This is a genomic window from Caulobacter sp. 05T431 (genome assembly GCF_056665975.1).
The window spans coordinates 192696-219216 of record NZ_JBFTKU010000006.1 but is presented as its reverse complement, the minus strand read 5'-3'; the positions used below and the strand labels follow the sequence as shown (position 1 = coordinate 219216).

The 26521-nt window shown below is 69.2% G+C and carries 17 protein-coding genes and 1 pseudogene; 8 read left to right on the top strand and 10 right to left on the bottom strand.

Annotated elements, in window-relative coordinates:
- A pseudogene (tuf, locus tag AC1U89_RS08395) lies at positions 1–1072 on the top strand (elongation factor Tu).
- Positions 1073–1258: 186 nt separating this feature from the next.
- Entirely contained in the window at positions 1259–1753 is a 495-nt protein-coding gene (locus AC1U89_RS08390; RefSeq protein WP_479899257.1) for a thermonuclease family protein, read from the top strand.
- A gap of 50 nt (positions 1754–1803) precedes the next feature.
- Here the strand turns inward: AC1U89_RS08390 and AC1U89_RS08385 are convergent, their stop codons facing one another.
- From AC1U89_RS08385 to AC1U89_RS08365, 5 genes are all read right to left on the bottom strand, one after another.
- Entirely contained in the window at positions 1804–4923 is a 3120-nt protein-coding gene (locus AC1U89_RS08385) for an efflux RND transporter permease subunit (RefSeq protein ID WP_479899256.1), read from the bottom strand.
- On the bottom strand, positions 4923–5999 hold the full coding sequence (locus AC1U89_RS08380; protein ID WP_479899255.1) for an efflux RND transporter periplasmic adaptor subunit: 1077 nt from the start codon (positions 5997–5999) through the stop codon (positions 4923–4925). Before AC1U89_RS08380 ends, AC1U89_RS08385 begins: the two co-directional genes overlap by 1 nt.
- Positions 5996–7507, bottom strand: coding sequence for an efflux transporter outer membrane subunit (locus AC1U89_RS08375; protein ID WP_479899254.1), 1512 nt, complete (start codon positions 7505–7507; stop codon positions 5996–5998). The genes AC1U89_RS08380 and AC1U89_RS08375 overlap by 4 nt, the downstream gene beginning before the upstream one ends.
- Before the next feature lie 62 nt (positions 7508–7569).
- A complete protein-coding gene (locus AC1U89_RS08370; RefSeq protein ID WP_479899253.1) occupies positions 7570–8073 on the bottom strand; it encodes a MarR family winged helix-turn-helix transcriptional regulator in 504 nt (167 codons plus the stop codon).
- Between the two features lie 194 nt (positions 8074–8267).
- The gene (locus AC1U89_RS08365) at positions 8268–8501 is read right to left on the bottom strand and encodes a hypothetical protein (RefSeq protein ID WP_479899252.1); all 234 of its coding nucleotides are present in this window, start codon (positions 8499–8501) and stop codon (positions 8268–8270) included.
- A gap of 244 nt (positions 8502–8745) precedes the next feature.
- On the opposite strand from AC1U89_RS08365, the gene AC1U89_RS08360 reads away from it, so the two are divergent.
- Positions 8746–11751 (top strand): TonB-dependent receptor, encoded by a 3006-nt coding sequence (locus AC1U89_RS08360; protein ID WP_479899251.1) that lies wholly within the window; start codon positions 8746–8748, stop codon positions 11749–11751.
- Positions 11752–11794: 43 nt separating this feature from the next.
- Here the strand turns inward: AC1U89_RS08360 and AC1U89_RS08355 are convergent, their stop codons facing one another.
- The 3 genes from AC1U89_RS08355 to AC1U89_RS08345 form a co-directional block, all read right to left on the bottom strand.
- Complete coding sequence (locus AC1U89_RS08355) at positions 11795–12697, bottom strand: phosphotriesterase family protein (protein WP_479899250.1); 903 nt, start codon at positions 12695–12697, stop codon at positions 11795–11797.
- Between the two features lie 246 nt (positions 12698–12943).
- Positions 12944–14179, bottom strand: coding sequence for a TetR/AcrR family transcriptional regulator (locus AC1U89_RS08350; RefSeq protein WP_479899249.1), 1236 nt, complete (start codon positions 14177–14179; stop codon positions 12944–12946).
- Between the two features lie 168 nt (positions 14180–14347).
- A complete protein-coding gene (locus AC1U89_RS08345; protein WP_479899248.1) occupies positions 14348–16294 on the bottom strand; it encodes a response regulator in 1947 nt (648 codons plus the stop codon).
- A 141-nt stretch (positions 16295–16435) separates the two neighbouring features.
- On the opposite strand from AC1U89_RS08345, the gene AC1U89_RS08340 reads away from it, so the two are divergent.
- The gene (locus tag AC1U89_RS08340; RefSeq protein ID WP_479899247.1) at positions 16436–17662 is read left to right on the top strand and encodes a serine hydrolase domain-containing protein; all 1227 of its coding nucleotides are present in this window, start codon (positions 16436–16438) and stop codon (positions 17660–17662) included.
- On the opposite strand, the gene AC1U89_RS08335 is transcribed toward AC1U89_RS08340, so the two are convergent.
- Positions 17659–18564, bottom strand: a complete 906-nt coding sequence (locus AC1U89_RS08335) for a LysR family transcriptional regulator (protein ID WP_479899246.1) — start codon at positions 18562–18564, stop codon at positions 17659–17661. The genes AC1U89_RS08340 and AC1U89_RS08335 overlap by 4 nt on opposite strands.
- 126 nt (positions 18565–18690) lie before the next feature.
- Here AC1U89_RS08335 and AC1U89_RS08330 point away from each other — a divergent pair, with 126 nt between their 5' ends.
- From AC1U89_RS08330 to AC1U89_RS08315, 4 genes are all read left to right on the top strand, one after another.
- A complete protein-coding gene (locus tag AC1U89_RS08330; protein ID WP_479899245.1) occupies positions 18691–19713 on the top strand; it encodes a zinc-dependent alcohol dehydrogenase family protein in 1023 nt (340 codons plus the stop codon).
- A gap of 413 nt (positions 19714–20126) precedes the next feature.
- Positions 20127–22217: a 3-hydroxyacyl-CoA dehydrogenase NAD-binding domain-containing protein gene (locus tag AC1U89_RS08325; RefSeq protein WP_479899244.1), complete on the top strand. Its 2091-nt coding sequence runs from the start codon at positions 20127–20129 to the stop codon at positions 22215–22217.
- 95 nt (positions 22218–22312) lie between these two features.
- A complete protein-coding gene (locus AC1U89_RS08320) occupies positions 22313–23863 on the top strand; it encodes a class I adenylate-forming enzyme family protein (RefSeq protein ID WP_479899243.1) in 1551 nt (516 codons plus the stop codon).
- A 131-nt stretch (positions 23864–23994) separates the two neighbouring features.
- Positions 23995–24978: a DegT/DnrJ/EryC1/StrS family aminotransferase gene (locus tag AC1U89_RS08315; RefSeq protein WP_479899242.1), complete on the top strand. Its 984-nt coding sequence runs from the start codon at positions 23995–23997 to the stop codon at positions 24976–24978.
- A 175-nt stretch (positions 24979–25153) separates the two neighbouring features.
- Here AC1U89_RS08315 and AC1U89_RS08310 read toward each other — a convergent pair whose 3' ends face one another.
- Complete coding sequence (locus tag AC1U89_RS08310; protein WP_479899241.1) at positions 25154–26173, bottom strand: adenosine deaminase; 1020 nt, start codon at positions 26171–26173, stop codon at positions 25154–25156.
- Positions 26174–26521: the final 348 nt, after the last annotated feature.

Genomic DNA, 26521 nt, shown 5'->3' with positions numbered 1-26521 from the left:
ATGGCCAAGGAAAAGTTCGAACGCACTAAGCCGCACTGCAACATCGGCACGATCGGTCACGTTGACCACGGCAAGACGACGCTGACGGCGGCGATCACCATCACGCTGGCCAAGTCGGGCGGCGCGACGGCCAAGAACTACGCCGACATCGACGCGGCGCCGGAAGARAAGGCCCGCGGCATCACGATCAACACCGCGCACGTGGAATATGAGACGGCCAACCGTCACTACGCCCACGTCGACTGCCCCGGCCACGCCGACTACGTGAAGAACATGATCACGGGCGCGGCGCAGATGGACGGCGCGATCCTGGTGGTTTCGGCCGCTGACGGCCCGATGCCGCAGACCCGCGAGCACATCCTGCTGGCCCGTCAGGTCGGYGTGCCGGCCCTGGTCGTGTACATGAACAAGGTCGACCTGGTCGACGACGCCGAGCTGCTGGAACTGGTCGAGATGGAAGTGCGCGAGCTGCTTTCGTCGTACGACTTCCCGGGCGACGACATCCCGATCACCAAGGGTTCGGCCAAGGTGGCGATCGACGGCGGCGACCCGATCATCGGCGAGCAGTCGATCCTGGAACTGATGACCACGGTCGACGCCTACATCCCGCAGCCCGATCGTCCGATCGACCTGCCGTTCCTGATGCCGGTGGAAGACGTGTTCTCGATCTCGGGCCGCGGCACSGTSGTSACSGGYCGCGTCGAGCGCGGCATCGTCAAGGTCGGTGAGGAAGTCGAGATCGTCGGCATCCGTCCGGTCCAGAAGACGACCTGCACGGGCGTGGAAATGTTCCGCAAGCTGCTGGACCAAGGTCAAGCCGGCGACAACGTGGGCGTGCTGCTGCGCGGCACCAAGCGCGAAGACGTCGAGCGCGGCCAGGTGCTGTGCAAGCCGGGTTCGATCACCCCGCACACCAAGTTCGTGGCCGAAGGAAATGATCATGCCGGGCGACAACGCCGAGCTGGACGTCGAGCTGATCACCCCGATCGCCATGGAAGAGAAGCTGCGCTTCGCCATCCGTGAAGGCGGCCGCACCGTCGGCGCCGGCGTCGTGGCCAAGATCGTCGAGTAATCCTCGATCGATCTAGCTTCGGCTAGACAAGCGAAGGCCCCGGAGAGCGATCTCCGGGGCCTTTTGCTATGTCCAAACCCCTCTCCCGCAAGGGGAGAAGGGATCCATCGAGGAGCCTCCGCGCCTTCGACCGGTTCCCGCCCTTGCGAGAACGCGTTATCCTGGCGCCCTCATCGGGGTGAGCACTTGATCCGAACCAGCCTTATCGTCCTGTCGCTCGCGGTCGGCCTGGCCGCCTGCCAGAAGACGCCCGATCCGCCGGCGAGCATCACGCCGCCGCCCGGCCTGGGCGACCGCGTGCGGGTGCTCAGCGCCGACGCGCTGGTGATCGACGGCAAGCATGTGCGCCTGGCCAACGCCTACGCGCCTCAGGGCATACCCGACGCCCGATGCTGGGCCGAGGCGGCCGCCGCCAAGCAGGCGACCCTGTGGATGCGCCAGCGCATGCGCGAGGCGCGCGACGTGACCGTCCAGCCGACCGGCGGCTTCGACGAGTTCCATCGCGAACTGGCCGTCGTCCAGCTGGACGGCGTGGACCTGGGTCAGCTGATGTTCGAGAGCGGCCTGGCCAGCCGGCGCAGCACCGGGCGCGACAACCGCTTCCCCTGGTGCGAGCCGATCAGCGCCAAGGCCCCGGACGCCCCGGTGGTGGGCTCGCTGCTGGACGACAGCAAGCGCTAGGGCGCCACGTGGCCGCCCACCACGAAAGGGCGGACGGCCACAGGATCCACTTACAGGCGGTCGACCGGCGACAGCGTTCCCTCGGCCTCGCGCGGGGTGGTCATGCGCGACAGCTTGGGGGTCAGCCAGCGCTCGATGTCGTCGACGATCTCGTAGACCACCGGCACCAGCACCAGCGACAGCACGGTCGAGGTGATCAGCCCGCCGATCACCGCCACGGCCATCGGCTGGCGGAACTCCGAGCCGGTGCCGATGCCCAGGGCCGTCGGCAGCATGCCGGCCATCATGGCCAGGGTGGTCATGATGATCGGCCGCGCCCGCTCGTGACAGGCGTCGAGGATGGCCTCGCGCTGGCTCATGCCGGCCCGCTCCTGCTCGATCGCGTACTCGACCAGCAGGATCGAGTTCTTCGCCGCCAGGCCCATCAGCATCAGGAAGCCGATCAGCGACGGCATCGACAGCGACTGGCCGGTGACCAGCAGGGCGAAGAACGCGCCGCCGATCGCCAGGGGCAGGGCCGACAGGATGGTGATCGGCTTGAAGAAGCTGCGGAACAGCAGGATCAGCACGCCGAACACCAGGCCGACCGCCGAGAGCAGGGCGATGGCGAAGCCGGTGAACAGCTCGACGAACGCCTCCTGGTCGCCGGCCGTGGCGGGGCCGACGCTGGGCGGCAGGTGCTTCATCGTCGGCAGCTTGCCCACGTCGGCCATCGCCTGGCCCAGCTGGGCGCCGTTGGCCAGGTCGGCCTCGATGGTCACCTGACGCTTGCGGGCGAAGCGGTCGATCTTGGCCGGACCGGCCTGGAACGACAGGTCGGCCACGGTGTCGAGCCGGGTCGTGCCGCCGCTGGCCGTGGGGATGCGCAGGGCGCCCAGGGCGTCGAGGTCGGCGCGGGTTTCTGCCGGCAGGCGCACGCGGATCGGGATCCGCCGCTCGCCCTGGGTCATCTTGGCGACGTTGGCGTCGATGTCGCCCACCGTGGCCACGCGGGCGATGGCGGCGATGTCGGCGGCGCTGACGCCCAGGCGGGCGGCCTCGTCGGGCTTGGGCCGGATGACGATCTCCGGACCGCTGGGCGGCGAGGAGGGGCGCGGATCGGCCACCGTGGCCAGGCCCTGCATCTCGCGCTCGATCTGGGCGGCGGTGCGCTCCAGCAGCGGGCCGTCGTCGGAGATCAGGATGGTCTGGACTTCCGAGGTGCCCCAGTCGCCCAGCAGGTTGACCCGGGCGTCGGGGATGTCGTGCAGGCCGTTGCGGACCACCTGCTTGATCTCCGTCACCGTCAGGTCGCGCTTGCCGTTCAGCACGATGGTCACCGTGGCGTCGCGGATGTCGGCCCCGCTCTGCCCGCCCCAGCCGCTGCCGATGTTCGACCCGACCTGGGCGAAGACGTGGGCGGTCTCGGGACGCTTGCGGAACATGGTGGTCACCGCCTGGACGGTGCGCTCCATGTCGGCCGTGGTCGCCCCGGGCGGACCCTGGACCTTCAGATAGTAGTAGTTGGCGTTGCCGGCCGGCTGGAAGGCCGTGGGGATGAACTTCACCAGGGCGAACGAGCCGATCAGGATCACCGTGCCGATCAGGATGCTGAGGAAGCGGTGATCCAGCGACCAATCGAGGAGCCCGCGATAGAAGCCCGTGAACTCGCGCCGCGGGTGCGGGTCCTTCGACGGCTTGAGGAAGTAGGCGGCCAGCAGCGGCGTCAGCAGGCGGGCGACCACCAGCGAGAACAGCACGGCCACCGCGACGGTCAGGCCGAACTCCTTGAAGAACTGGCCGGGCGTGCCGGGCATGTACGAGACGGGCACGAACACCGCCACGATGGTGAAGGTGGTGGCCACGACCGCCAGGCCGATGGCGTCGGCCCCCTCCATCGCCGCCTGGAACGGTCTCTGGCCGCGCGCGACGCGTTTTTCGATGTTCTCGATCTCGACCACGGCGTCGTCGACCAGGATGCCGATGACCAGGGTCAGGGCCAGCAGGGTCACGACGTTGAGCGAGAAGCCCATGATCGACATGAAGGCGAAGGTGGGGATCAGCGACACCGGCATGGCGATGGCGGTGATCAGGGTGGCCCGCCATTCGCGCAGGAACAGGAACACCACCAGCGAGGCCAGCAGCATGCCTTCCAGCAGGGTGTGCTCGGTGGCCGCGAAGCTGGCGCGGGTCTCGTCGACGGTCGAGAAGATCTTCACGAACGTCACGCCCGGCTGCTTGGCCTCCAGCGCGTCCACGGCCTTCTTCACGCGATCCTCGACGGCCACGTCGCTGGAGTCGCGGGTCTTCATCACCTGGAAGGCGACGACGGGCTTGCCGTCGAGGCGGGCGAAGCCGCGCTCCTCTTCCGAGCCCTGGCCCACCTGGGCCACGTCGGTCAGCTTCACGTAGCGGCCGCCGGCCACCGGGATGGTGATGGCGCGCAGCTGCTCGACCGTGGTGGCCRCGCCCAGCACGCGCAGGGTCTGCTCGCGGCCGCCGATCTTGGCGCGGCCGCCAGGGGCGTCGACGCTGAAGCTGGCCAGGGCCTGGTTCAGCTGGGGCGCGGTGACGCCGAAGCTGGCCATTCGGTCGGGATCGATGATGACGTTGATCTCGCGATCCACGCCGCCGACCCGGGCCACCTGGGCCACGCCCTTTTCGCCCTGCAGGGCGCGGGTGACGGTGTCGTCGATKAACCACGACAGCTCGGGCGCGCTCATGTTCGGCGCCGAGACGGCGTAGGTGATGATCGGGGCGCTGGTGATCTCCAGGCGCTGGACGATCGGCTCGTCCACCTCGCGCGGCAGGAGCGAGCGGGTCTGGTCGACCTTGGAGCGCACCTCGTCGGTGACCTTCTGCAGGTCCTCGCCGAGGTTGAACTCGATCGTCGTGGTCGAGGCGCCCTGGACCACGGAAGACCTGATGGTCTTGACGTTGGAGATGCTGGCCACCGCGTCCTCGATCGGGCGGGTGACCTGGGTCTCCATCTCGCCGGGCGCGGCGCCGCTCTGGGTGACCGTCACGGTCACGGCCGGGAACTCGACGTTCGGGAACTGCTTGATGGGCAGGCCCAGATAGCAGCCGACGCCAGCGATGATCAGGGCGATGAACAGGACCGCGACGGGGATCGGGTTCTTGATCGCCCAGGCGGAGAYGCGAAGCTCGCCTGTCTTGTGTTGGTCGGCCATCAGCGCGCCGCCTGCTGAGTGGTGGCCGCGGGACGGATCACGTCGCCGTCGGTGACGAACGACGCGCCGCCCAGCACGATGCGGGTCCCGGCCGGCGGGCCCTGGACCAGCTGGGCCCAGCCGCCGCCCTTCTGGCCGACCTTGATGGCGACCTGATGGGCCTTGTTGTTGCTGTCGACCGTCATGACGTACAGGCCGTCGGCCTCGTAGCGGATGGCGGATTCAGGAACGGCGGTCACCGACGCGCCCGAGGCGCCGAAGGTGGCGCGGCCGAAGCCGCCGGGGCGCAGGTCGGGCCGGACGGGCAGGCGCACGCGCACCTTGCCCAGGCGGCTGCCGCTGTCGACCCGGGGGCTGACCAGGCGCACGACGCCCGACACGGCCTGGCCGCTGGGCAGGCTGACCTGCACCGGCTGTCCGGCGCGGATGCCGGCCAGGTCGGCCTCGTTGACCTCGGCGTCGAGTTCGACCAGGCCGTCGCGGGCGATGGTGAACCAGGGCGTGGTCCCGCCGCCGGCGATCTGGCCCGGCTGCACCCCGCGCTGCAGGACCAGGCCGCTGACGGGCGCGGTGATGGTCATGCGCGAGACGCGGGTGCGCAGTTCCTTCAGGGCCGCTTCCTGGGCCTTGGCCTGGTAGCGGCGGGTCTCGATCTGCTCCTGGCTGAGCACGCCCTGGCCGTCCAGGCCCGCGACGCGGCGGGCCTCGGCGTCGGCCTGGGCGGTCACCGCGGCCTGCTGGTCCACCTGGGCGCGCAGCAGGGTGTCGTCCAGCTGGGCCAKGGGCTGGCCGGCGCGGACATAGTCGCCCTCGTCGGCGTAGAGGCGGGCGACGCGATAGCCGCTGAGCTCGGAGCCGACGGCGGCCTCCTCGCGCGAAACCAACAGGCCTGAGGCCTCGACTCCACCGCCCAGTGGCCGGGTCTCGACCKAGCCGACGCTGACGGCGCGGGCCGCGGCGGCGGGAGCTTTCGGAGCGGCTTTGTCCTTCTTCTCGCCGCAGGCGGTCAGGCCCGTCGCGGCGATCAGGATCATGGCGGCGAGCGCGGTGCGGGTCGTCATGGGGGAGGAGCTCATTTCGAGGAGACTTGGGTCGGGGTGGTGTTTTGGGCGGCCACGACGGCGTCGGGCGTCCAGCCGCCGCCAAGGGCCTTGTAGGTCTGGACGGCGTGCAGCAGGGCGTCGGTGCGCGCGTCGGTCAGGGCGGTGCGCGACAGGCGCCAGGACTGCTCGGCCTGCAGGGTGGTGGTCAGGTCGATCAGGCCCAGGGCGTAGCCCTTGCGGTTGGCGTTGTAGGCCCGCTCGGCCCGAGCCTCGCCGGCCGTCAGCACCGCGACGCGGCGCTGGTCGGCGGCCAGCTGCAGCATGGCGTTCTCGGCCTCGCCATAGGCGGTCTGGATGGACTTCTCGAAGGCGATCGCCGCCTGCTGGGTGCGGGCGTCCTGGGCGTCGATGTCGGCCAGCAGGGCGGGGATGTTCAGCACCGGGATCGAGACGTTGGCCCCGATGGTCCAGGCCGAGCTGGTGGTCGAGGTCTTGCCCCCGCCGCCGCCGCCCGCGAACGGGAACGAGGGCTGGACGCTCTTGGTCAGCCCCACACCCGGGGTGATGTTGAAGGTGGGCAGCAGGGCCAGTTCGTCGATCTTCAGCGTGCCGGAGGCCGAGGCCAGACGGGCCTGGGCCTCCCGCACGTCGGGACGGCGACCCAGGAGCTCGCCGGGGATCGTGGCGGGGACCGGCGGGGCCAGGTCCAGGCGGGCGTCCACCGGCAGGCTGGCCAGCGGGTCGGTTCCGCGCCCGATCAGGATCAGCAGGCTGCGTCGCGCCGCGTCCAGCTGGCCTTCAAGGTTGGAGACCCGGGCCTGGGTCGAGGCCAGGTCGGACTCGGCGCGGTCGGCTTCCGAGGTGGCGATCAGGCCGGCGTTGGCCTTCTTGACCGCGAAGTCGCGCAGCGAGGTGTTGATGCGCTCGGTCTGGCGGGCGTCGTCCAGCTGGACGGCCAGGCCGCGCGCCTGGAAGTAGGACTGGGCGACATTGGCCGCCAGCGAGGCGCGGGCGCCTTCATAGGCGAAGCGGGCGGCGGCGAAGTCGTTGTCGACGATGCGCATGCCGGCGCGCTTGCGGCCGAACAGGTCCAGCTCCCACGACACGTCGAAATTGGCCGCGTAGCTCTCGCTGTCGCCGCCCTGGGTGAAGCCGGCCGCGCCGCTGCTGTCCAGGATCTCGGTGTGGGTCTTGCTGGCGCTGCCGGTCAGCGGCGTGCCGGGGATCCAGATCTGGCGCACCTGGCCCTTGCGAACGGCGCGGGCCTCGTCCAGCCGCGCGGCGGCGGTGCGGGCGTCGGGCGCCTTCTCCAGCGCCGTCTCGATCAGGCCGGTCAGCTGCGGATCGTTGAAGCTGGTCCACCAGTGGTCCAGGTCCGCCTGGGCCGTGCCGGCGGGCGCCTCGTAGGCGGCCGGCAGGCGGGTGTCGGGCGTCGGGCGCGGGGTGTTCACGCAGCCGGCCAGGGCCAATCCCGCCAGGCTCAGCGCCAGAAGCGAGGCTCCGGATCGGAATGGCCGAGGGCGCTGGCGCTCTCCGATCATGATTTCACTCATCAACACTCACCTGCAGGCGCGACCGAAGGGGGAGGGCGGTCGTCGTGATTTCAACAAGGGGGATCGGAAGCCGACGGCGTGGCGATGGCGCCATAGACGTCAGCGACCTGGTCCAGGAAGCGCTCGATGACCTGGCGCTCCGAGGGGGAGAGGCCGGCGATGACGCCGTCCAGGCCGTCCAGCATCGGCGCCAGCTGGGCGAAGGCCCTTTCGACCGAGGCCTCCACGGGCACGATGCAGACCTTGCGCCGGTCGTGGGCCCGCCGTTCCCGGGCGACGTGGCCGGCCCGCTCCAGGCGGTCGACGATCTGGGTGGCGGCGGCGGTCGTCACCTTCAGATGCTGGGCCAGCTGGCCGGGCGTCATCGGGCCGTTGTTCAGCAGCTGCTCCAGGGCGGCCATGTCGGTGACGTTGACGCCCAGGCTCTCGCCGATCTTGCGGCCGATCTGGCGCGTCAGCATCGAAATGGTCTTCAGGCGCTGACCGATCGGATCGCGGGGCGTGTGCGCGCTGCGCCACACGCCTTTCGTCGAATTGGGATCGCCTGTCGTCATGGACGCGACCCTTATTGTTAAGTGATTTAATAGTCAAATCGCTTAGCGATATGGACGGCCAAAATGCGCTCGCCGCTCGTTCGGCCGGCAGGACAGTCATCGCCAGATCCCCAAGAGGCCGAGCGCGGGACTAACGCGAACGACCATCGTTCGTTCAATTGGGGACGAGGGCGGCGGGATGGAAGGGCGGTGCGTCATCGCTTTTTCTCCTGCCGGCGCTGGGTTGCGCGCGGCGCCTGCCTGGCGGTCGCGCATGGGCTCTTCCTGTAGATGACGAACGAAGGCGCAGCTTTGCGACACGGCGCGGCGATTATTTCGCCGGCCGGTTCCGGCGCGCCGCGCACCGTGCGTTCGAACGGGCGGCGGTGATGCGCGGTTGACGCGGCGTCAAAACATACCGCATCATCGAAACAGATGTTCGACTTCACGGTCGAGCTTCCGCCCGCGCGGAATCGCGGGCTTTCAGTCAAGCGTTTCCAGTACCCGGCTTAGGGGGATCCCAGAGTTGTCGGCGCGCGAACACGCATCTTCAATTTTCGAAACGCGTCCTTGCGACAGCGTGGGGGCGAAGGCCGCCGCGAGCGCCGGACGACGCGCGAGGCGCGCCGCCGACTAGGTTTCCCGAAGCCCAAAAGACCTGCGTCCAAAAAAAGCAGCTCGGGAGGGAAGACCATGAAGAAAGCGATGTTCCTGCGCGGGGCCTCGGCCCTGACACTTGTCCTTTGCGCCGCGACAGGCGCCGCCCACGCCCAGACCAGACCGCCGGGCGACCAGGGGCCCACCATGGTGGAAGAGGTCATCGTCACCGGTTCGTTCATCAAGGGCACGCCCGAGGACGCCTCGCTGCCGGTCGACGTAATCGGCGTCGAGGACCTGCAAAAGCAGGGCTCGCCCTCGACGGTGGAGATGCTCAAGGCCCTGCCGGTCTCGAACGGCGTGCTGGGCGACACCAACCAGTTCGACGCCCGGGCCCAGGGCTCGGAAGGCTCGGGCTCGGTCAACCTGCGGGGCCTGGGCTCGCAGCGCACCCTGGTGCTGCTGAACGGCCGGCGCCTGGCGATCAACCCGCTGGCCGCGGCCGGGGCGGGCATCGTCGACACCAACATCATCCCCGGCGCCGCCATCGGCCGGATCGAGGTGCTGAAGGACGGGGCCGCGGCGACCTACGGCTCGGACGCCATCGCCGGCGTCGTCAACTTCATCACCAAGAAGAACTTCAACGGCCTGGAGGCCGGCGCCGACTACCGGTTCATCGACGGGTCGAAGGGCGACTACGGCCTGAACGTCACCTACGGCAAGGTCTGGGACGGCGCCAACCTGCTGGCCGCCATCGGCTGGCAGCATCGCTCGAAGCTGACGGTCGCCGACCGCGACTGGGCCAACAAGCCGTATCTGGACAATCCCGAGGCGGGCTGGTCGGCGGCGGGCAACCCCTCGACCTTCATCCCGGCCGCGGCCTCGACGACGGGCTTCCGCGATCCCAGCTGCTCGTCGCTGGGCGGCTATGCCGGCTTCAGCGGCCTGACGCCGGTCTGCTACTGGCACTACACGCCGTTCGACAACCTGGTCGAGAAGCAGGACGCCCTCCAGGCCTATGGCGAGATCAACGCCGACCTGTCGGACAAGACCAAGTTCCACATGGAGGCCCTGGTCAGCCACACCGACGTCCCCGACTGGAACACCTCGCCGTCCTACGCCGCCCTGGCGGTGCCGACCGCCGAGGTGGCGGTCGCGCCGACGCTGGTCGGGCGCTACTACGTGCCGGCCAACAACCCCGGCCTGATCGCCTTCATGGCCGCCAACCCCACCATCGTCACCACCAGCCTGGTGACCGGGGCCCAGACCACGGTGCCGTCGACGGTGCTGGCGGGCGGGGCGATCAACGCGGCCAACCGGCCCTACGGCCTGGGCGGCAACCCGGCCTTCGGCTACGGCCCCTCGATCGGCGCGCGGTCCTACAACGCCTATCGGGTGTCGGGCGACCTCTCGGGCGAGTTCGACAACGGGATCGGCTGGGACCTGGCCCTGACCTATTCGCAGGAGGTGGGCATCCGGACCGGCTACGACACGCTGGTCAACCGCTTCCAGCTGGCCCTGCGCGGCTTGGGCGGCCCGCGCTGCGACACCGATCCGGTCACCCCCGGCATCCAGGGCGTGCCCGGCGTCAATGGCTGCCTGTTCTACAATCCATTCGCCAACGCCATTCCCGGCAACGCCATCACCGGCGTGGCCAATGCGGGCTACAACGCCAACCTGGCCAACAGCGAGGAGGTCACGCGCTGGTTCTTCCAGAAGCTGACCACCAAGCAGGCCTCGCGCCTGTTCGTCGGCGAGGCGGTGCTGAACGGCAAGACCAACATCACCCTGCCGGGCGGCGACATCGCCTGGGCCGCCGGGGTGCAGTACCGCCTGACCTACTTCAAGTCCGACTACAACGACATCTCCAACGCCCTGATCAATCCGTGCGTCAACACGCCGGACTACGGGGTCACCACCTGCACCGGCTCGGTCCGCAATGGGCCGTTCATGTTCCTGGGCGTCAACACCCCGGCCGACAAGCAGAGCGACGTCATGGCCGGCTTCGGCGAACTGTCGGTGCCGATCACCGAGGACCTGCAGATGCAGCTGGCCGCCCGCTACGAGGACTACGGCGGCCCGACGGGCTCGACCTTCAATCCCAAGGTGGCGATCCGCTGGCAGGCCACGCCGTGGATGGCGCTGCGCGGGTCGGCGGGCTCGACCTTCCGTGGTCCGCCCGATCCGCAGCTGGTCACCTCGTCGGTCACCTCGCTGCAGAGCATCCTGGGCGTGTTCCGCGCCGTCGACATCTACGGCAATCCCAACCTGCAGCCGGAAAAGGCCGACACCTTCAACGCCGGCGTCCTGTTCAACGCCGGCAACTTCAAGGCCAGCATCGACTACTTCCAGTTCGACTTCGACAAGCCGATCGTGGCCGAGCCGGTGGGCGGGATGGTCAACGCCCTCTATCCGAACGGGGCGACGGGGGCCAACAACTGCGGAAACCCGGCCTATGCGGCCCTGCAGGCGCGGTTCACCTTCACCACCGGCTGCAGCACGATCTCGTCGCTGGCCCGCCTGAAGACCTATTATGTCAACGGACCATCGATCAAGAATTCGGGCGTCGACTTCTCGGCCGATTACATCTTCGAGGACATGATCGGCGGCGACCTGCGCGTGGGCGCCAACGCCACCTGGATCTCCGAATACAAGATCGACGCCCAGACGGTGGAGGGCGTGGTGGTCACTCCCGCGTTCGACGCCGTGGGCCAGCTGAACTACCAGACCATCGCCGTGCCGATCCCGCAGTGGAAGGGCGACGCCTTCGGCGAATGGACCCGGGGGCCGCACAACGTCCGCCTGACGGTCCACTACATCGACAGCTACGTCGACCAGCGCACCGCGCCGTTCGCGGCCGGGGCCTACAAGGACTCCACCGGCGCGCCGGTGCAGGTGGCGGCCGGCAAGAAGATCGACAAGCAGATCCTGACCGACATCTCGTATCGGGTGTTCCTGCCCTGGGACACCACACTGTCGGCGACGATCACCAACGTCTTCGACCAGGACCCCTCGTACGCCCGCTTGGACCTCGGCTACGACCCGTTCACGGGCGACCCGCTGGGCCGGACCTACAAGTTCGGGATCAAGAAGAAGTTCTAGAACCGTCGGTGGGAGGGGCGGTCCAGGCCGCCCCTCCCTTCGATCAGCCCATTCCGCGCTGCCGGACCGCGAAGGCCTCCGCCGGGTTGGCGACCATCAGCGTGTCGATCTCCGCCGGGCTGAAGCCCTTGGCCCGAAGCGCCGGCAGGAAGTGCGTGAAGATCACCTCATAGCTGCGGGCCTGACCGCCGCCGGCCTGGCCGACATTGTACCAACCCGCGTCCTGCGAGATGAGCACGCGTTTCAGAAGACCTTCGTCCCGCAGGCGGGTCACCAGGCCGACGTGCTGGTCCATCGACTTGGCGTCGATCCCGTCGAACTCCACCCAGGCCTCGCGCCGCGCCGCCGCGATGTGCCGCGTGACGTCCGGCTCGTTCTGGGCGTGGATCCAGATCCAGGCGGACGGGTGCACGCCTTCCTTCTCCAGGACCTCCAGTTGCTCGAAGGCCGACACGGCCGGACCCGTATGGGCGCCGATCGTCAGGCCTGTCTGCTTGTGGGCCAGGGCGCCGGCGCGGATCAGCTTGCGCTCGACCTCGCTGAGCGGGCCGCCGTTGAAGCCCAGCTTGATGAAGCCCGGCCGGACACCGGTTCCATCGATCCCGTTCTTCCATTCCAGGACCCACCGCTCGGCCAGGGCCTCGGGGGTGTCGGTGAACACMCAGGGCGGCAGGTGGGTGTTGTCGAAGGCGGCGTAGTTGCCGGTGACGGTGAGGATGTTGAGGCCGCTCTCACGCGCCAGGCGCTGCAGTAGCGTCGGGTCGCGACCCAGATAGGCCGCCGTGGCGTCGACGAAGGTCTGGCAGCCCAGGGCCTTCAGACTGAGCAGGCGGGGCAGGACGACCTTCACCACCTCGTCGCGGTCATAGGGCAGGGGCGACTTGGCCCACTCGGCATAGGTCTGGAAATTGGCCAGGACGTGTTCGTGCACGAGGGTGACGCCCATTCCGGACGACCCGTACGCCGGGCGCCAGCCTCCGACGGTCATGATGCTGACCGGCGGCGGTGGTTCCCATCCGTCCATCGGGGACGGCTTGACGACCTGGGCGCCGGCGCGCCCTCCGACAAACAGGGCCGCGGCCGCGCCGACAATGCCCTGAACCGCGTCTCGCCTGTGCATGACCGCTCGCCCCGTCCGACCACGGCCGTGAGTTGAGCTCGAAATTACGGCAATGAAAAGTCGAGGCGCGGCCTAGCGCGAGAACAGCCCCGTCAGCAGCGGCCGGGCGAACAGCCTGGCCGCTTCGTCGCGTTCCAACCCGGGCACCCAGATGCCCAGCGAGGCGGCGGCGTTGAGCATCGAATTGATCATGTGGGCCGCGATCATCGGGTCCACAGCCCGGACCGAACCCTCGGCCACGCCGTCCGAGATGATCGCCGCGAAGCGTTCGGAGCCGCGGGCGTAGCCCTGGGCCATCTCGGTGCGGATCTCGATCGGCAGGGCGCCCATCGACGAGGCGCGTAGCAGCGGACCATGGTCCGACAGCTGGTAGGCGACCAGGGCGGCGGTCGCCGACGACAGTTGCTGCCAGCTGTCCTTGGCCAGATCGCGGGCGTCGACCTGGGCCTTGCGGGTGACGGCGAAGGTGCGCTCGAAGCACTCGACCACCAGGGCGTCCTTGTCCTCGTGGTGGTGGTAGAACGAGCCCTTGGTGACGTTCAGCTGGGCCGAGATGTCCTCGACCGAGGCGCCGCGATAGCCGCGCTGGTTGATCAGCCGGGTGGCGGCGACCAGGAAGGTCTCGCGCCATTCCTGGCCCTCGGGCGACTGCGGCGTGGGATCGGGCAGGGTCAGCGGCGCCCAGGCGTTGGTCGAGCCCTTGGGGGCCAGGCCGTTGACCAGGATGTCGTACATCTTKTCGCGCACGCGGCCGTAGTCGTCGACATCGTAGCGGCGCAGCCACGAGCCCGACCAGAACACCTGCTCCAGCAGCAGGTGGGTGCGGGCGTTGCGGTCGCGCTTGTCCAGGTGGTCGAACTCCGGCCCCTCGAAGAAGCCGCGCACCCGGCGGAAAAGATCGTTKAACGCGCCCTGCACCGAACCGCGCAGCGGCTCCTTCAGGGCCCGCATCTCGGTGAAGCTGGTCAGGGGCGCGGCCTCGCCCAGGCGCACCCGGCGGTTCAGGTCCAGATAGAGGTCGAGGAAGTTCAGCAGCCGGGCCGGGGCGTCCGGCGCCTTGCCCGCCTCGGTCACCAGGGCGTCGAACCGCTCCAGACCGCGCATGAAGCAGGCGGCCGCCAGATCGTCCTTCTTGCGGTAGTAGTAGGTGACGCTGGTGGTGATCAGCCCGACCTTGGCCGCCACGTCGGCCAGGGTCATGCCCTTGACGCCCTGGCGGTTCAGGATGGCGGTCGCGGCGGCGAGGATCGCCTCCTTCTTCTTCGCGTACCGCTCGGTGGCGGGGCTCGCGATCCGGCCGTCGTCCATGTGTCGCCCCCTTGTTCGCGGCCTTGGCGCGCCCCCTTGGACCCGTTGGTCCAATTTAGGAAGCCCTGACCGCACGACAAGGCGCGCGACTCGCTTCGGCGCCGCTTTCGTGGGCGCGGAATCTTGCGCCCGTGTTGCAGGATTGAGGCGGCGCGATGGTTCGAAGGTCTAGGACGCCAGGGAGGTCCGCTCGCCGTCGGCCTGGCCGAGCACGGCGGCGATCGCCTGGACAAGGGCGATAGGCGACAGGGGCTTGGCCACCGCGCCGTCCATGCCGGCGGCCAGATAGGACGCCTGCTGGTGGGCCAGGGCGTTGGCGGTCATGGCGACGATCGGGGTCGCGCCGGCCTCGCCGCCCAGGGCGCGGATGCGCCGCGTGGCCTCGACGCCGTCCATGCCCGGCATCTGGATGTCCATGAAGATCAGGTCGAAGCCGGGGCCGCCGCGCTCGACGGCCTCCAGGCCCTGGCAACCGTCCTCGGCGGTCTCGACGACCGCGCCCATGGCCTCCAGCAGTCGGCCGGCGATCAGGCGGTTGGTGGCGTTGTCCTCGACGATCAGCACGCGCAGGCCGGCCAGCAGACCGGTGTCGGCGTCCTCGACCGGGGCGGCGGCCTCGGAGGCGGGCGGGGCGGCGATCTCCAGCCAGAACAGCGAGCCGCCGCCGGGCGGGCTGGTGAAGCCGACGTCGCCGCCCATCAGTATGGCCAGCCGCCGGGTGATGGCCAGGCCCAGGCCCGCGCCGCCGAACCGGCGGGTGGTCGAGCCGTCGGCCTGGCTGAAGCGCTGGAACAGGCCCTCGGCCGTGGCCTGGTCGACGCCCACGCCGGTGTCCTGGATCTCGAAGCGCAGCCGCCGCGCGCCCGGCGGGCCGGCGGTGGTCAGGCGCGCCTCGACACTGCCCTCCAGGGTGAACTTCACGGCGTTGCCCAACAGGTTGAACAGGCCCTGGCGCAGCCTCAAGGGATCGGCGCCGACCCAGCCGACACCCGGATCGACCACAACATCCAGGGTCAGGCCCTTCTGCTTGGCCTGGGGCCGCAGCAGGTCGGCGACGCTGCGCAGCAGGGCGGCGGGATCGATCGGCTCGGGATTCAGCTCCAGCTTGCCGGCCTCGATCTTGGAGAAGTCGATGATGTCGTTCAGCAGCTCCGACAGCATGGCGCCGCAGCCCAGGGCCTCGGTCAGCAGCCGGCGGCCGTCGTCCGACAGCTTCTCGCGCTTGAGCAGGTGCATCACGCCCAGCACGCCGTTCATCGGGGTGCGGATCTCGTGGCTCATATTGGCCAGGAACTGGGCCTTGGCCTCGGCGGCGCCGAGGGCGGCGTCGCGGGTCGCGACCAGTTCGGTGACGTCCTGGCTGATGCCGATCACGTCCCACGCCTTGGCGCTGGAGCCGCGCACGCCGCGCCAGGCCGCTCGCATCCAGATCCAGGACTGGCTGGCCGGATCGAGGTAGCGGTAGGTCTGGATGTGGTGGTCGCCCGTGGCCAGGGTCCGGCTGAAGGCCTCCCAGACGGCCTGGCGCTCTTCCGGATGGGTCGAGGCGGTCATCTCCTGGACCGTCATGATCCGCACCCCGCCCTGGGGCGAGGTCGGCGTGGGGATGTCCTGCTCGAAGATATAGACGCCCTTGCGCGCGTCGAACCGCCAGACATAGACGCCCGCCGTGTTGCGCAGCAGCTCGTTGGCGCGCTCGGATTGCTGGCGCTCGATGCGGCGGGCGCGGTCCTCGGTGAAGTCCTGGAAGACGATCAGCAGGGCCTCGCGGCCGAACGCCTCGGGCAGCAGCTTGGACTGTGAGCGGACCCACAGCCAGCCGCCGCCCTTGCGGGCCAGGCGGTGCTCGGAGCGGGCCTCGCCCTCGGCGCGCAGGGTGGCGCCGATGCCGCGGATGGTGTCGGTGTCGTGCAGGTGGAAGAAGTCGCGGATCGGCCGGCCCAGGGTCTCGTCGGGCGTCCAGCCGGTCAGGGTGGTCCAGGCCGGATTGACGCGGACGATCGCGTCGTCCTCCAGCACCACGAACATGTCGAGGCTGGTTTCGAAGAACCAGTCGGCGGCGGCCTGCTCGATACTGAGGCCGCCGGGGATCTCGTCGCGCAAGTGCTTGCCCATCCCCGTTCCCTAGTTTTCAATCGATATGCGCACGAACGGGTAAAGGGCGGGTTTCGACGTACCGCCCCTTCGATCGCGCCAACAATAAGCACGCCGCCCGCCCGCGATCGTCCCGGCGGCGGCCGCAGGAGGGATATCGTCTTGAGCACGCCAGAAGCCGTGGGTCTGTCGTCGGACCGACTGAAGCGCATCGACGCCTTCATCCAGGATCGCTACATCGCGCCCGGAAAGCTGCCCTGCGCCTTGGTCCAGGTGTGGCGTCGCGGCCAATTGGCGCACACCACGATCCTGGGCTCGGCGGACAAGGAACGCGGGCGTCCGCTGCAGGCCGACAGCCTGTTCCGCATCTATTCGATGACCAAGCCGATCACCTCGATCGCCTTCATGATGCTGGTCGAGGAGGGCAAGGTCGCGCTGGACGATCCGGTGCACCGGTTCATCCCGTCGTGGAAGAAGCTGGGCGTGTTCCAGGCCGGCGTACTGGGCGCCTTCCAGACCAAGCCGGTCGATCAGCCGATGCGGATCGTCGACCTGCTGCGCCATACCGCCGGTTTGACCTACGGCTTCCAGCAGCGCTCGAACGTCGACGCCGCCTACCGTAAGCTGAAGCTGGACGGGGTCGACAGCGAGGGCGGGCTGGAGGCCTTCGTCGAGGCCCTGGCGACCCTGCCGCTGGAGTTCTCGCCGGGCGAGGCCTGGAACTATTCGGTGGCCACCGACGTGCTGGGCTATCTGGTCCAGGCGGTCTCGGGCCAGCCGTTCGACGCGTTCCTGAAGGAGCGCATCTTCGAGCCGCTGAAGATGGTCGACACCGGCTTCTTCGTGCCCGACGACCAGCGTCATCGCTTCACCGCCTGCTACACCCTGAATCCGAAGGGCGAGGTGGTGCTGCAGGACGACCCGACCACCAGCCACTATCTGTCCGAGCCGTCGGTGAAGTCGGGCGGCGGCGGGCTGGTCTCGACGGCCGACGACTACATGCGGTTCTGCCGCATGCTGCTGAACGGCGGCGAGCTGGACGGGGCGCGGATCGTCAGCCCCAAGACCCTGAAGCTGATGACGATGAACCACCTGCCGGGCGGCCGGGAGCTGACCGAGATGTCGCGCTCGCTGTTCAGCGAGACGGTGTTCGAAGGGCTGGGCTTCGGCCTGGGCTTCGCCATGACCATCGATCAGGCCCGGACCCGGAACCTGGGCTCGCTGGGCGAGTACTTCTGGGGCGGCATGGCCTCGACCGCCTTCTGGATCGACCCGGTCGAGGACCTGGCCGTGGTGTTCATGACCCAGCTGATCCCGTCCTCGGCCTATCCGATCCGGCGCGAGCTGCGGACCCTGGTCTATGCGGCCCTGACCGAGAGCAACGGCTAGTTCAGCATCATCTTCGGCAGCTCGGCCGCCAGGGCGTCGATCGCCGCCCGCACCCGCAGCGGCAGGTGCGGCGCTTGAGGCCAGATCAGGTGGGTGTCGAACACCAGGCCGGGCAGGTCGGTGAGCACCCGCTCGAGCCGGCCCGCGGCCACCGGCTCGCGCACCAGCCAGCAGGGCAGCCAGGCCAGGCCGAGACCCGCCGCCGCCGCCTCGGCGATGGCCTCCAGGTCGTCGAAGCGGAGGCGGGCGGCGGGGGTGACCTCGCGATCCGGCTCGCCGGGCGTGGGGAACAGCCAGCGCCGCGAGCGGTCGCCGCGGCCGTAGAGCACGGCCTGGTGGTCGGCGATGTCTTCCAGGCGCTGGGGGCGGCCATGGCGGTCCAGATAGGCGGGCGAGGCGCAGACCGTCATCCGCTGCCCGGCCACCCGTCGCCCGACCAGGCCGGCCCGGTCGGGCAGGCCGCCGTTGCGGACGGCCAGGTCGAAGCCGTCCTCGATCAGGTCGGCGGGGCGGTCGCTGAACGACAGGTCCAGCTCCAGGGCCGGGTGGCGGCGGACCAGGTCCAGCAGGATCGGGGCGACGCAATGACGGCCGAAGATAACCGGGGCGGTGACTCGCAGGCGGCCGGCCGGCTCGGCCCGGCCGGACTCCAGCGCCGCCTCCGCCGCCTCCAGTTCGGCCAGGGCGCGCACGCAGCGCTCGTAGAACATCTGGCCGTCCTCGGTGAGGCTCTGGCTGCGCGTGGTGCGATGGAACAGCCGCACGCCCAGCCGCGCCTCCAGCCGGGCGATGGTCTTGCCCACCGCCGAGCGCGTCAGCCCCAAGCGGGGGGCGGCGGGCGCGAAGCCGCCGGCCTCCACCGCCTCGACGAAGGTCGCGATCCCGCTCAGGCGTTCGCTCATGGCGGCTCTCCATTGGTTCCGTGTGCGCTACAGTTATCGGACAAATGGCCGCCACCGTAGAATTCTGAAGTGCATATGGTCCACCTCCTCTCAGCCCGGCAAGGGCGCGATGTCGAGGAAGACCTGATGACGAACCTGATGAAGCGGTGGACGATGGACGGCCTGGGCCGCGACCGCCTGGTGCTGAGCGAGGTCGAGATCCCCACGCCCGGCCCGGGCGAGGTGCTGGTCAAGGTGGCGGCCCTGTCGCTGAACTATCGTGACAAGATGGTGGTCGAGGGCGGCATGGGCCTGGACCTGCAGTTCCCCTTCACCCCGCTCTCGGACCTGTCCGGTGCGGTGGCGGCCGTCGGGCCAGGCGTGACGCGGTTCGCGGTCGAGGCGCGGGTGATCTCGACCTTCGTGCCGCACTGGATCGACGGCCCGGCGCGCAGCTCGGCGGCGGCGCCGGCCTATCCCACCCTGGGCGGCTTCTACCAGGGCGTGGCGGCGGAATATGTCCTGCTGTCGCAGGACGTCCTGTCGGCCGCGCCGACCAGCCTGACCGACGTCGAGGCCGCGACCGTGCCGATCGCCGGCCTGACCGCCTGGTTCGCCCTGATCGAGGAAGGGCGCCTGGCGCCGGGCCAGACGGTGGTGGTCCAGGGCACCGGCGGCGTCTCGCTGTTCGGCCTGCAGATCGCCAAGGCGGCCGGCGCGCGGGTGATCGTCACCTCGGGCGACGACGACAAGCTGACCCGCGCCCAGGCCCTGGGCGCCGACCACGGCGTCAACCGGCTGAAGACCGACTGGGCTCAGGAGGTGATCGCCCTGACCGCCGGCCGGGGCGCGGATCACATCCTGGAGGTGGCCGGCGGCGACAACTTCGATCGCTCGATCACGGCCGCCGCCGTGCGCGGCCAGATCGCGGTGATCGGCCTGCTGGAGGGCAGCGAACTGAGAGGCACGGTCTTCCCGATGCTGCTCAAGCAGCTGGCCGTGCGGGGTCTGGTGGTGGGCCACCGGCGCGCGCTGGAGGACTTCGTCCGCTTCGTCGACCTGCGCGGGCTCAAGCCGGTCATCGCCCAGGAATACGCCTTCGCCGACCTGCACGCGGCCCTGGACCATCTGGACCGCGGGCCGTTCGGCAAGATCGTGCTCAAACTCTAGATCGCTCAAGAAAGCGGCGCGGGAGGCAGGCTCCCGCGCCGAGTGCGCTTCACCTAAGTCGACACGCCAAGGCGGCGCGCCACGTGCGCGGAAGATGGTCGGCTTCGAAGATATAGGACGTGTGCAAGTCGCGTCCCGACGCCAGCCCTCTTACGCGTACGCCCTCGACAATCGGAGCACACATCGGCGTTCCCGCTCGCTTTGCGGGCGCTTCCCTCGGCGGCTTCCCCCCGCCCGCACGGATTGGCTCCGGCTGAAACTTATACTTTTCGAATTTCAAGTATGAATGGAGCGGCGTCAATGGCCGGCGCCTAAATTCGCGGCGCCGTTACGGACCTCTGGACTTCGTCGCCGGGTCGTGCAGGGTTTGCTTCAAACAACCGTTCAAAAGAACGCCAACCACAGACCTAGGGGTGGAGCACGCCATGGCCGCGATCAACAACGTCACCGATMTGACCGTCGAAGGCGACATCGGGGTCGTCACGCTCAACTCGCCGCCGGTCAACGCCCTGTCGGCGGCGGTGCGGGAGGGTCTGTCCAAGGCCTTCGACGCGGCCATCGCCGACCCCGCGGTCAAGGCCATCGTGCTGATCTGCGAGGGCAAGACCTTCATCGCCGGGGCCGACATCACCGAGTTCGGCAAGGCCATGACCGGCCCGTCGCTGCAGGAGGTGCAGAACACCATCGAGAACTCGCCCAAGCCGGTGGTCGCCGCGATCCACGGCACGGTGCTGGGCGGCGGGCTGGAGGTGGCGCTGGTGGCGCACTACCGCGTCGCCGTGCCCTCGGCCAAGGCGGGCCTGCCCGAGGTGAACATCGGCCTGCTGCCCGGCGCGGGCGGCACCCAGCGCCTGCCGCGCGTGGTCGGCGTCGAGAAGGCGCTGGAGATGGTCACCACCGGCCAGCACGTGCCGGCCAAGGCCGCCCTGGCCATGGGCCTGTTCGACTCCATCGTCGAGGAGGGCGCCCTGCGCGACGGGGCCATCGCCTTTGCCCGCGTGGTCCTGGCCGAGGACAAGCCGCTGCGCCGTATTCGCGACCAGAACGAGAAGGTCGAGGCCGCCCGCGGCAAGCCCGAGATCTTCAGCGAATACCGCAAGGCCAACGCCAAGAAGTTCCGCGGCTTCATGGCCCCCGAGAACAACATCAAGTGCATCGAGGCGGCGGTGAACCTGCCCTTCGACGAGGGGCTGAAGGAAGAGCGCCGGTTGTTCATGGAGCTGATGACCGGCAGCCAGTCGGCCGCCCAGCGCTACGTGTTCTTCGCCGAACGCCAGGCCGCCAAGATCCCCGACGTGCCGGACGACACGCCGCTGATCCCGGTCAAGAAGGTGGGCGTCATCGGGGCCGGCACCATGGGCGGCGGCATCTCGATGAACTTCCTCAACGCCGGCATCCCGGTGACGATCATCGAGGCCAAGCAGGAGAACCTGGATCGCGGCGTCGGGGTGATCCGCAAGAACTACGAGAACACCGCCAAGAAGGGCCGGTTGACCCAGGACGACGTCGAGAAGCGCATGGGGCTGCTGACGCCGTCGATGAACCTGGAGGACCTGGCCGACTGCGACCTGATCATCGAGGCCGTGTTCGAGCTGATGGAGATCAAGAAGGAGGTGTTCGGCAAGCTGGACAAGATCGCCAAGCCCGGCGCGATCCTGGCCTCGAACACCAGCTATCTCGACATCGACGTGATCGCCGCCAGCACCAGCCGGCCCGAAAGCGTGATCGGCCTGCACTTCTTCTCGCCGGCCAACGTCATGCGCTTGCTCGAGATCGTGCGCGGGGCCAAGACCGACAAGTCGGTGATCGCCACCTCGATGCAGATCGGCAAGAAGATCGGCAAGGTCGCGGTGCTGGTCGGCAACTGCCACGGCTTCGTCGGCAACCGCATGCTGGCCCAGCGCCAGCGCGAGGCCCAGAAGCTGATCCTGGAAGGCGCCATGCCCTGGGACGTCGACCGCGTGCTCTACGACTTCGGCCTGCCGATGGGCCCCTTCGCCATGAGCGACCTGGCCGGCCTCGACATCGGCTGGGACCCGGCCAAGACCAGCTCGTCCACCGTCCGCGAAGTGCTCTGCGAGATGGACCGTCGGGGCCAGAAGAACGGCAAGGGCTTCTATGATTACGACGAGAACCGCGTCGCCAAGCCGTCGAAGGAGGTCGAGCAGGTGATCCTCGACTTCGCCGAKAAGCGCCAGATCCAGCGCCGCGAGATCAGCGACCAGGAGATCCTGGAGCGGTGCCTGTATCCGATGGTCAACGAGGGGGCCAAGATCCTGGAGGAGGGCAAGGCCATCCGCTCGTCCGACATCGATACGGTGTGGGTCAACGGCTACGGCTGGCCCGTCTACACCGGCGGCCCGATGTTCTGGGGCGAGCTGGTGGGTCTGGATAAGATCCTGGCCAAGATGCAGGAGTTCCAGGCCAAGCTGGGCGACGACTTCAAGCCCTCGGCCCTGCTGGAGCGGCTGGTGGCGGAAGGCAAGGCGTTCAAGGACGCCTGATCGCGTCCAGGGCTTCTCCCGTCGTCGTCCCGTAGACCCGCTGGGGACAGGCACATGTGCCTGTCCCCGTTTGGCGTACTGAGTAGGAAATCCGCATGACCACGATCGCCGACATGATGACCGCCGACTACGGCGTGATGGGCGACATCCTGCGGCTGCGAACCGCCGAGCATCCCGACCACCCGGCCGTGGTCATGGAGACCGGCGAGGCGGTGACCTACGCCCAGTTCGACGCCTTGGCCGACCGTGTCGCCGCGGCCCTGCAGCGCGACGGGATCAAGCCCGGCGAGGCCGTCGCCGTCTGCGCCCTGTCCTCGATCCCTTATGCGGCGCTCTTCCTTGGCGCCCTGCGGGCCGGGGTGGCGGTCGCGCCGTTGGCCCCGTCGTCGACGCCCGAGGCCATCGCCGGCATGGTCGCCGACTGCGGGGCGCGGCTGTTCTTCCTGGATGCGGGCGTCGCCGAGGCCCAGAAGGCCGCTCCCATCGCGGTGCGCTACATCACGCTCGACGGCTCGGACTTCGGCGAGGCCTTCGACGCCTGGCTGGCCCCCGTCGGCGCGGTCCCGGCCGCCGTGGCGATCGGGCCCGACGAGCCGTTCAACATCATCTATTCCAGCGGCACGACCGGCGCGCCCAAGGGCATCGTCCAGTCGCACGGCATGCGCTGGAAGCACGTGTTCCGCGGCGACGCGGTCGGCTACGGCCCCGAGGCGGTGACCCTGCTGTCGACCCCGCTCTATTCGAACACGACCCTGGTCTGCTTCTTCCCCACCCTGGCCGGCGGCGGCACGGTGGTGCTGATGAAGAAGTTCGACGCCGGCCGCTATCTGGAGCTGGCCCAGGCCCATCGCATGACCCACACCATGCTGGTGCCGGTGCAGTACCGCCGCTTGATGGACCGGCCCGACTTCGGCGACTTCGACCTGTCGTCGACCCACCTGAAGTTCTGCACCAGCGCCCCGTTCTCGGCCGAGCTGAAGGCCCAGGTCCTGGCGCGCTGGCCCGGCGGTCTGGTCGAGTATTTCGGCATGACCGAGGGCGGCGGCACCTGCATCCTGATCGCCCACGAGCATCCGGACAAGCTGCACACGGTCGGCAAGCCCGCCCCCGGCCACGACATCCGGCTGATCGACGAGGACGGCGTCCAGGTCGGTCCCGGCGTGGTCGGCGAGATCGTCGGCCGCTCGGGCGGCATGATGAACGGCTATCACGGCCAGCCGGGCAAGACCGCCGAGGCGACCTGGGTCTCGCCGGAGGGCTGGCGGTTCATCCGCACGGGCGACGTCGGCCGGTTCGACGAGGACGGCTTCCTGACGCTGATGGATCGCAAGAAGGACATGATCATCAGCGGCGGCTTCAACATCTATCCCAGCGACATCGAGGCCGAGATCGTCCAGCACCCCGAGGTGGTCGAGGCGGCGGTGGTCGGCGTGCCCTCGGACGCCTGGGGCGAATCGCCGGTCGGTTTCGTGGCGCTCAAGCCTGATGCGCGGATTGACGCGGAGGGCCTACGGGCCTGGGTCAACGCCCGCCTGGGCAAGACCCAGCGGCTGGTCGACCTGCGTCTGGTCGAATCCCTTCCCCGCAGCCATATTGGCAAGGTGTTGAAGCGTGAACTCCGGGACGGTTGGACGGCTTCTGCCTAGGTCGAAGATTCCGGCCCCATTTTTGCCGCGACGGCGCGCCGCATCTGGGGCGCCCGAGTCAGTCGATACGTTTGCTTAACCATAACGGCGCTGTCGTGTGACAGAGCTGGACTGTTCGGAAGCGACGTCTGATGCAAGCCCTCCCCAAAGTCTCGCCGGAAGCGCGCAAGAAGGCCAAGGCCGAAGCCGCTTTCGCGGCCGCCGGCGTCCCGGTGGACTTCGCGGCCGTCGAGAAGGTGCTGCGACAGGGGCTGACGCCCGGCCTCGACGCCAAGCTGGCCGACCGCTTCGACCGCCCCACCGCCGTCCGCGCCGTCGCCGACCGCGTCTGCGCCCTGACCGCCGCCCTCGTCGCCTCGGGCGTCCGCCCCGGCGGCGTCTGCATCGTCCCCGCCCTGGCCAGCGCCGCCACCCTGGAGGCGGTCGCCGCCGCCGGCCTGCGGGCCTGGCTGGTGGACGTCGACCCCTACAGCTGGATGTTCGATCCGGCCCACCTGCGCGAGCGCCTCGGCGAGGCCCCGCCGCCGATCGAGGCCATCGTCCCCACCTGCGCCTTCGGCCGGGCCCCGGACATGACCGCCTGGGCCGCCTTCCAGCGCGAGACCGGCCTGCCGATCGTGGTCGACGCCACCGACGGCTTCGACGTGATCATGGATGCCCCGGTCCCCGTGGTCGTCGGCCTGCCCAGCGGCCAGGGCGTGTTCATCGCCAGCCAGGACGCCTCTTTCATCGCCCGCCTCGAGGCTCCGGCCTTCGAAGGCGAGGCCGGGCTCGAGGGCTGGTCGGGCCAGCGCCTGCGCCTGGCCACCGCCGCCCAGCGCCTGCGCATGCTGCTGCTGGGCGCGCCGATCGGCTTCCAGCCGGGCTGGGGCATGAGCTGGGTGTCGGACGCCTGGGTCGTCAGCCTGTCCGAAGGCGTCGCCCCGATCGTGGCCGAGAAGCTGGCCGACATGGGCTATGCGACCAACCCGGTCGGTCCGGGCGTGGTGATCCGCGACCAGACCCCGGTGGCCGACCGCCTGGCCCACTCGGTGCTGAGCCTGCCGTTCCATGCGGACCTGGGGATCACGGAACTGGACGAGCTGGCCGAGGCGGTTCGCAAGGCGCTGGTCTAAATCACCTTCTCCCAGAGGGAGAAGGAGGGGCCCGCGCCGCAGGCGTGGGAGGATGAGGAGTTACACCCTCGCCGATTCACGCGACGCCCTGCCGGCACGCCGTCCACCGTTCCTAACCCCTCACCCTCCCATTGCTGCGCAATGGGTCCCTCCCTCTCCCTCTGGGAGAGGGTTTCTAATGCGCCGCCGCGTACGCCTCGACCTGCGCCACCCGCTTGGCCTTCTCCGCCTCGTCCAGGAACGAGCCCGTGAAGCTGTTCTTGGCCAGGGTCACCAGCTCGTCGCGCGTCAGGCCGACCGCTTCGGCCGTCTGGACGTAGTTCTCCAGCAGATACCCCCCGAAATAGGCCGGGTCGTCGGAATTGACCGTGGCCTTCAGGCCCAGCTTCAGCATGCGCTTCAGCGGATGCTCCTTCAGGTCGCTGACGCCGCACAGCTTCAGGTTCGACAGCGGGCAGACCGTCAGGGTGGTGCCGTCTTGCACCAGGCGGGCGGTCAGGCAGTCGTCCTCCAGGGCGCGGTTGCCGTGGTCGATGCGGTCGACGTCGAGGATGTCCACCGCCTCCCAGACATAGGCCGGCGGGCCTTCCTCGCCGGCGTGGGCCACGACCTTGAGGCCGAGGTCCCGGGCGGCCTGCATCACGCGGGCGAACTTGGCGGGCGGGTGGCCCACCTCCGAGCTGTCCAGACCCACGCCGGCGATCTTCGACAGGTGCGGCTTGGCCTGCTCCAGCGTCGCGAACGCCGAAGCCTCGTCCAGGTGGCGCAGGAAGCAGAGGATCAGCTTGGAGCTGACGCCCAGTTCGCGCTCGGCCTGCTCCATGCCCTCGACCAGGCCGTCCACCACGGTGTCGAAGGCCACGCCCCGGTCGGTGTGGGTCTGGGGGTCGAAGAAGATCTCGGCATGGGTCCCGCCGTCGGCCGCCAGGCGCCGGAAATAGGCCAGGGCCAGGTCCTTGAAGTCGGCCTTGGTCAGCAGCACGCCCGCGCCCTGGTAGTAGATGTCCAGGAAGTCCTGGAGGTTGGAGAAGGCGTAGGCGGCGCGGATCTCGTCCACCGTCTTGAACGGCAGGGTCACGCCGTTGCGCGCGGCCAGCTCGAACATCAGCTCGGGCTCGAGGCTGCCCTCGATGTGCATGTGCAGCTCGGCCTTGGGCAGGCCGCGGACGAAGGCTTCGAGGGCGAGATCGGTCATGGCCGGATTATGAGCGCCGGGGGCGGGGGTGTTCAACAGGGATCGTAGGGGCAGGGGACATGCCCTTGGGCGTGTCCCCAAGATGCGCACTGCCCTCTGCTGGGGACACGCGCGAGCGCATGTTCCCGACCGGGGAACCCGGCGGGTGGGAGGCGGCGGAGCGTCCGGGCCATGCCCGGAGGATTGGTTTTGCAGAGTACCGTTTCGACAGGGTCTGGACGCTCCGCGCGGATCGTTTTCCGGAAGCCTTCGGATCGCGGATTTTTAACCCGCTCCGATGGAGGCCCCCGACGGGCGGGGAGTGGCTAGCTCCCCGGACCGCCCGGGCGATTTCAGCCCGGGCCTGCC

What these genes read in the sequence shown, in the direction of transcription:
- AC1U89_RS08335 (WP_479899246.1), bottom strand. Translation starts at nt 18,564, where the DNA reads ATGAGCGAACGCCTGAGCGGGATCGCGACCTTCGTCGAGGCGGTGGAG.
- AC1U89_RS08315 (WP_479899242.1), top strand. Translation starts at nt 23,995, where the DNA reads ATGCAAGCCCTCCCCAAAGTCTCGCCGGAAGCGCGCAAGAAGGCCAAG.
- AC1U89_RS08360 (WP_479899251.1), top strand. Translation starts at nt 8,746, where the DNA reads ATGAAGAAAGCGATGTTCCTGCGCGGGGCCTCGGCCCTGACACTTGTC.
- AC1U89_RS08310 (WP_479899241.1), bottom strand. Translation starts at nt 26,173, where the DNA reads ATGACCGATCTCGCCCTCGAAGCCTTCGTCCGCGGCCTGCCCAAGGCC.
- AC1U89_RS08375 (WP_479899254.1), bottom strand. Translation starts at nt 7,507, where the DNA reads ATGATCGGAGAGCGCCAGCGCCCTCGGCCATTCCGATCCGGAGCCTCG.
- AC1U89_RS08345 (WP_479899248.1), bottom strand. Translation starts at nt 16,294, where the DNA reads ATGGGCAAGCACTTGCGCGACGAGATCCCCGGCGGCCTCAGTATCGAG.
- AC1U89_RS08330 (WP_479899245.1), top strand. Translation starts at nt 18,691, where the DNA reads ATGACGAACCTGATGAAGCGGTGGACGATGGACGGCCTGGGCCGCGAC.
- AC1U89_RS08370 (WP_479899253.1), bottom strand. Translation starts at nt 8,073, where the DNA reads ATGACGACAGGCGATCCCAATTCGACGAAAGGCGTGTGGCGCAGCGCG.
- AC1U89_RS08320 (WP_479899243.1), top strand. Translation starts at nt 22,313, where the DNA reads ATGACCACGATCGCCGACATGATGACCGCCGACTACGGCGTGATGGGC.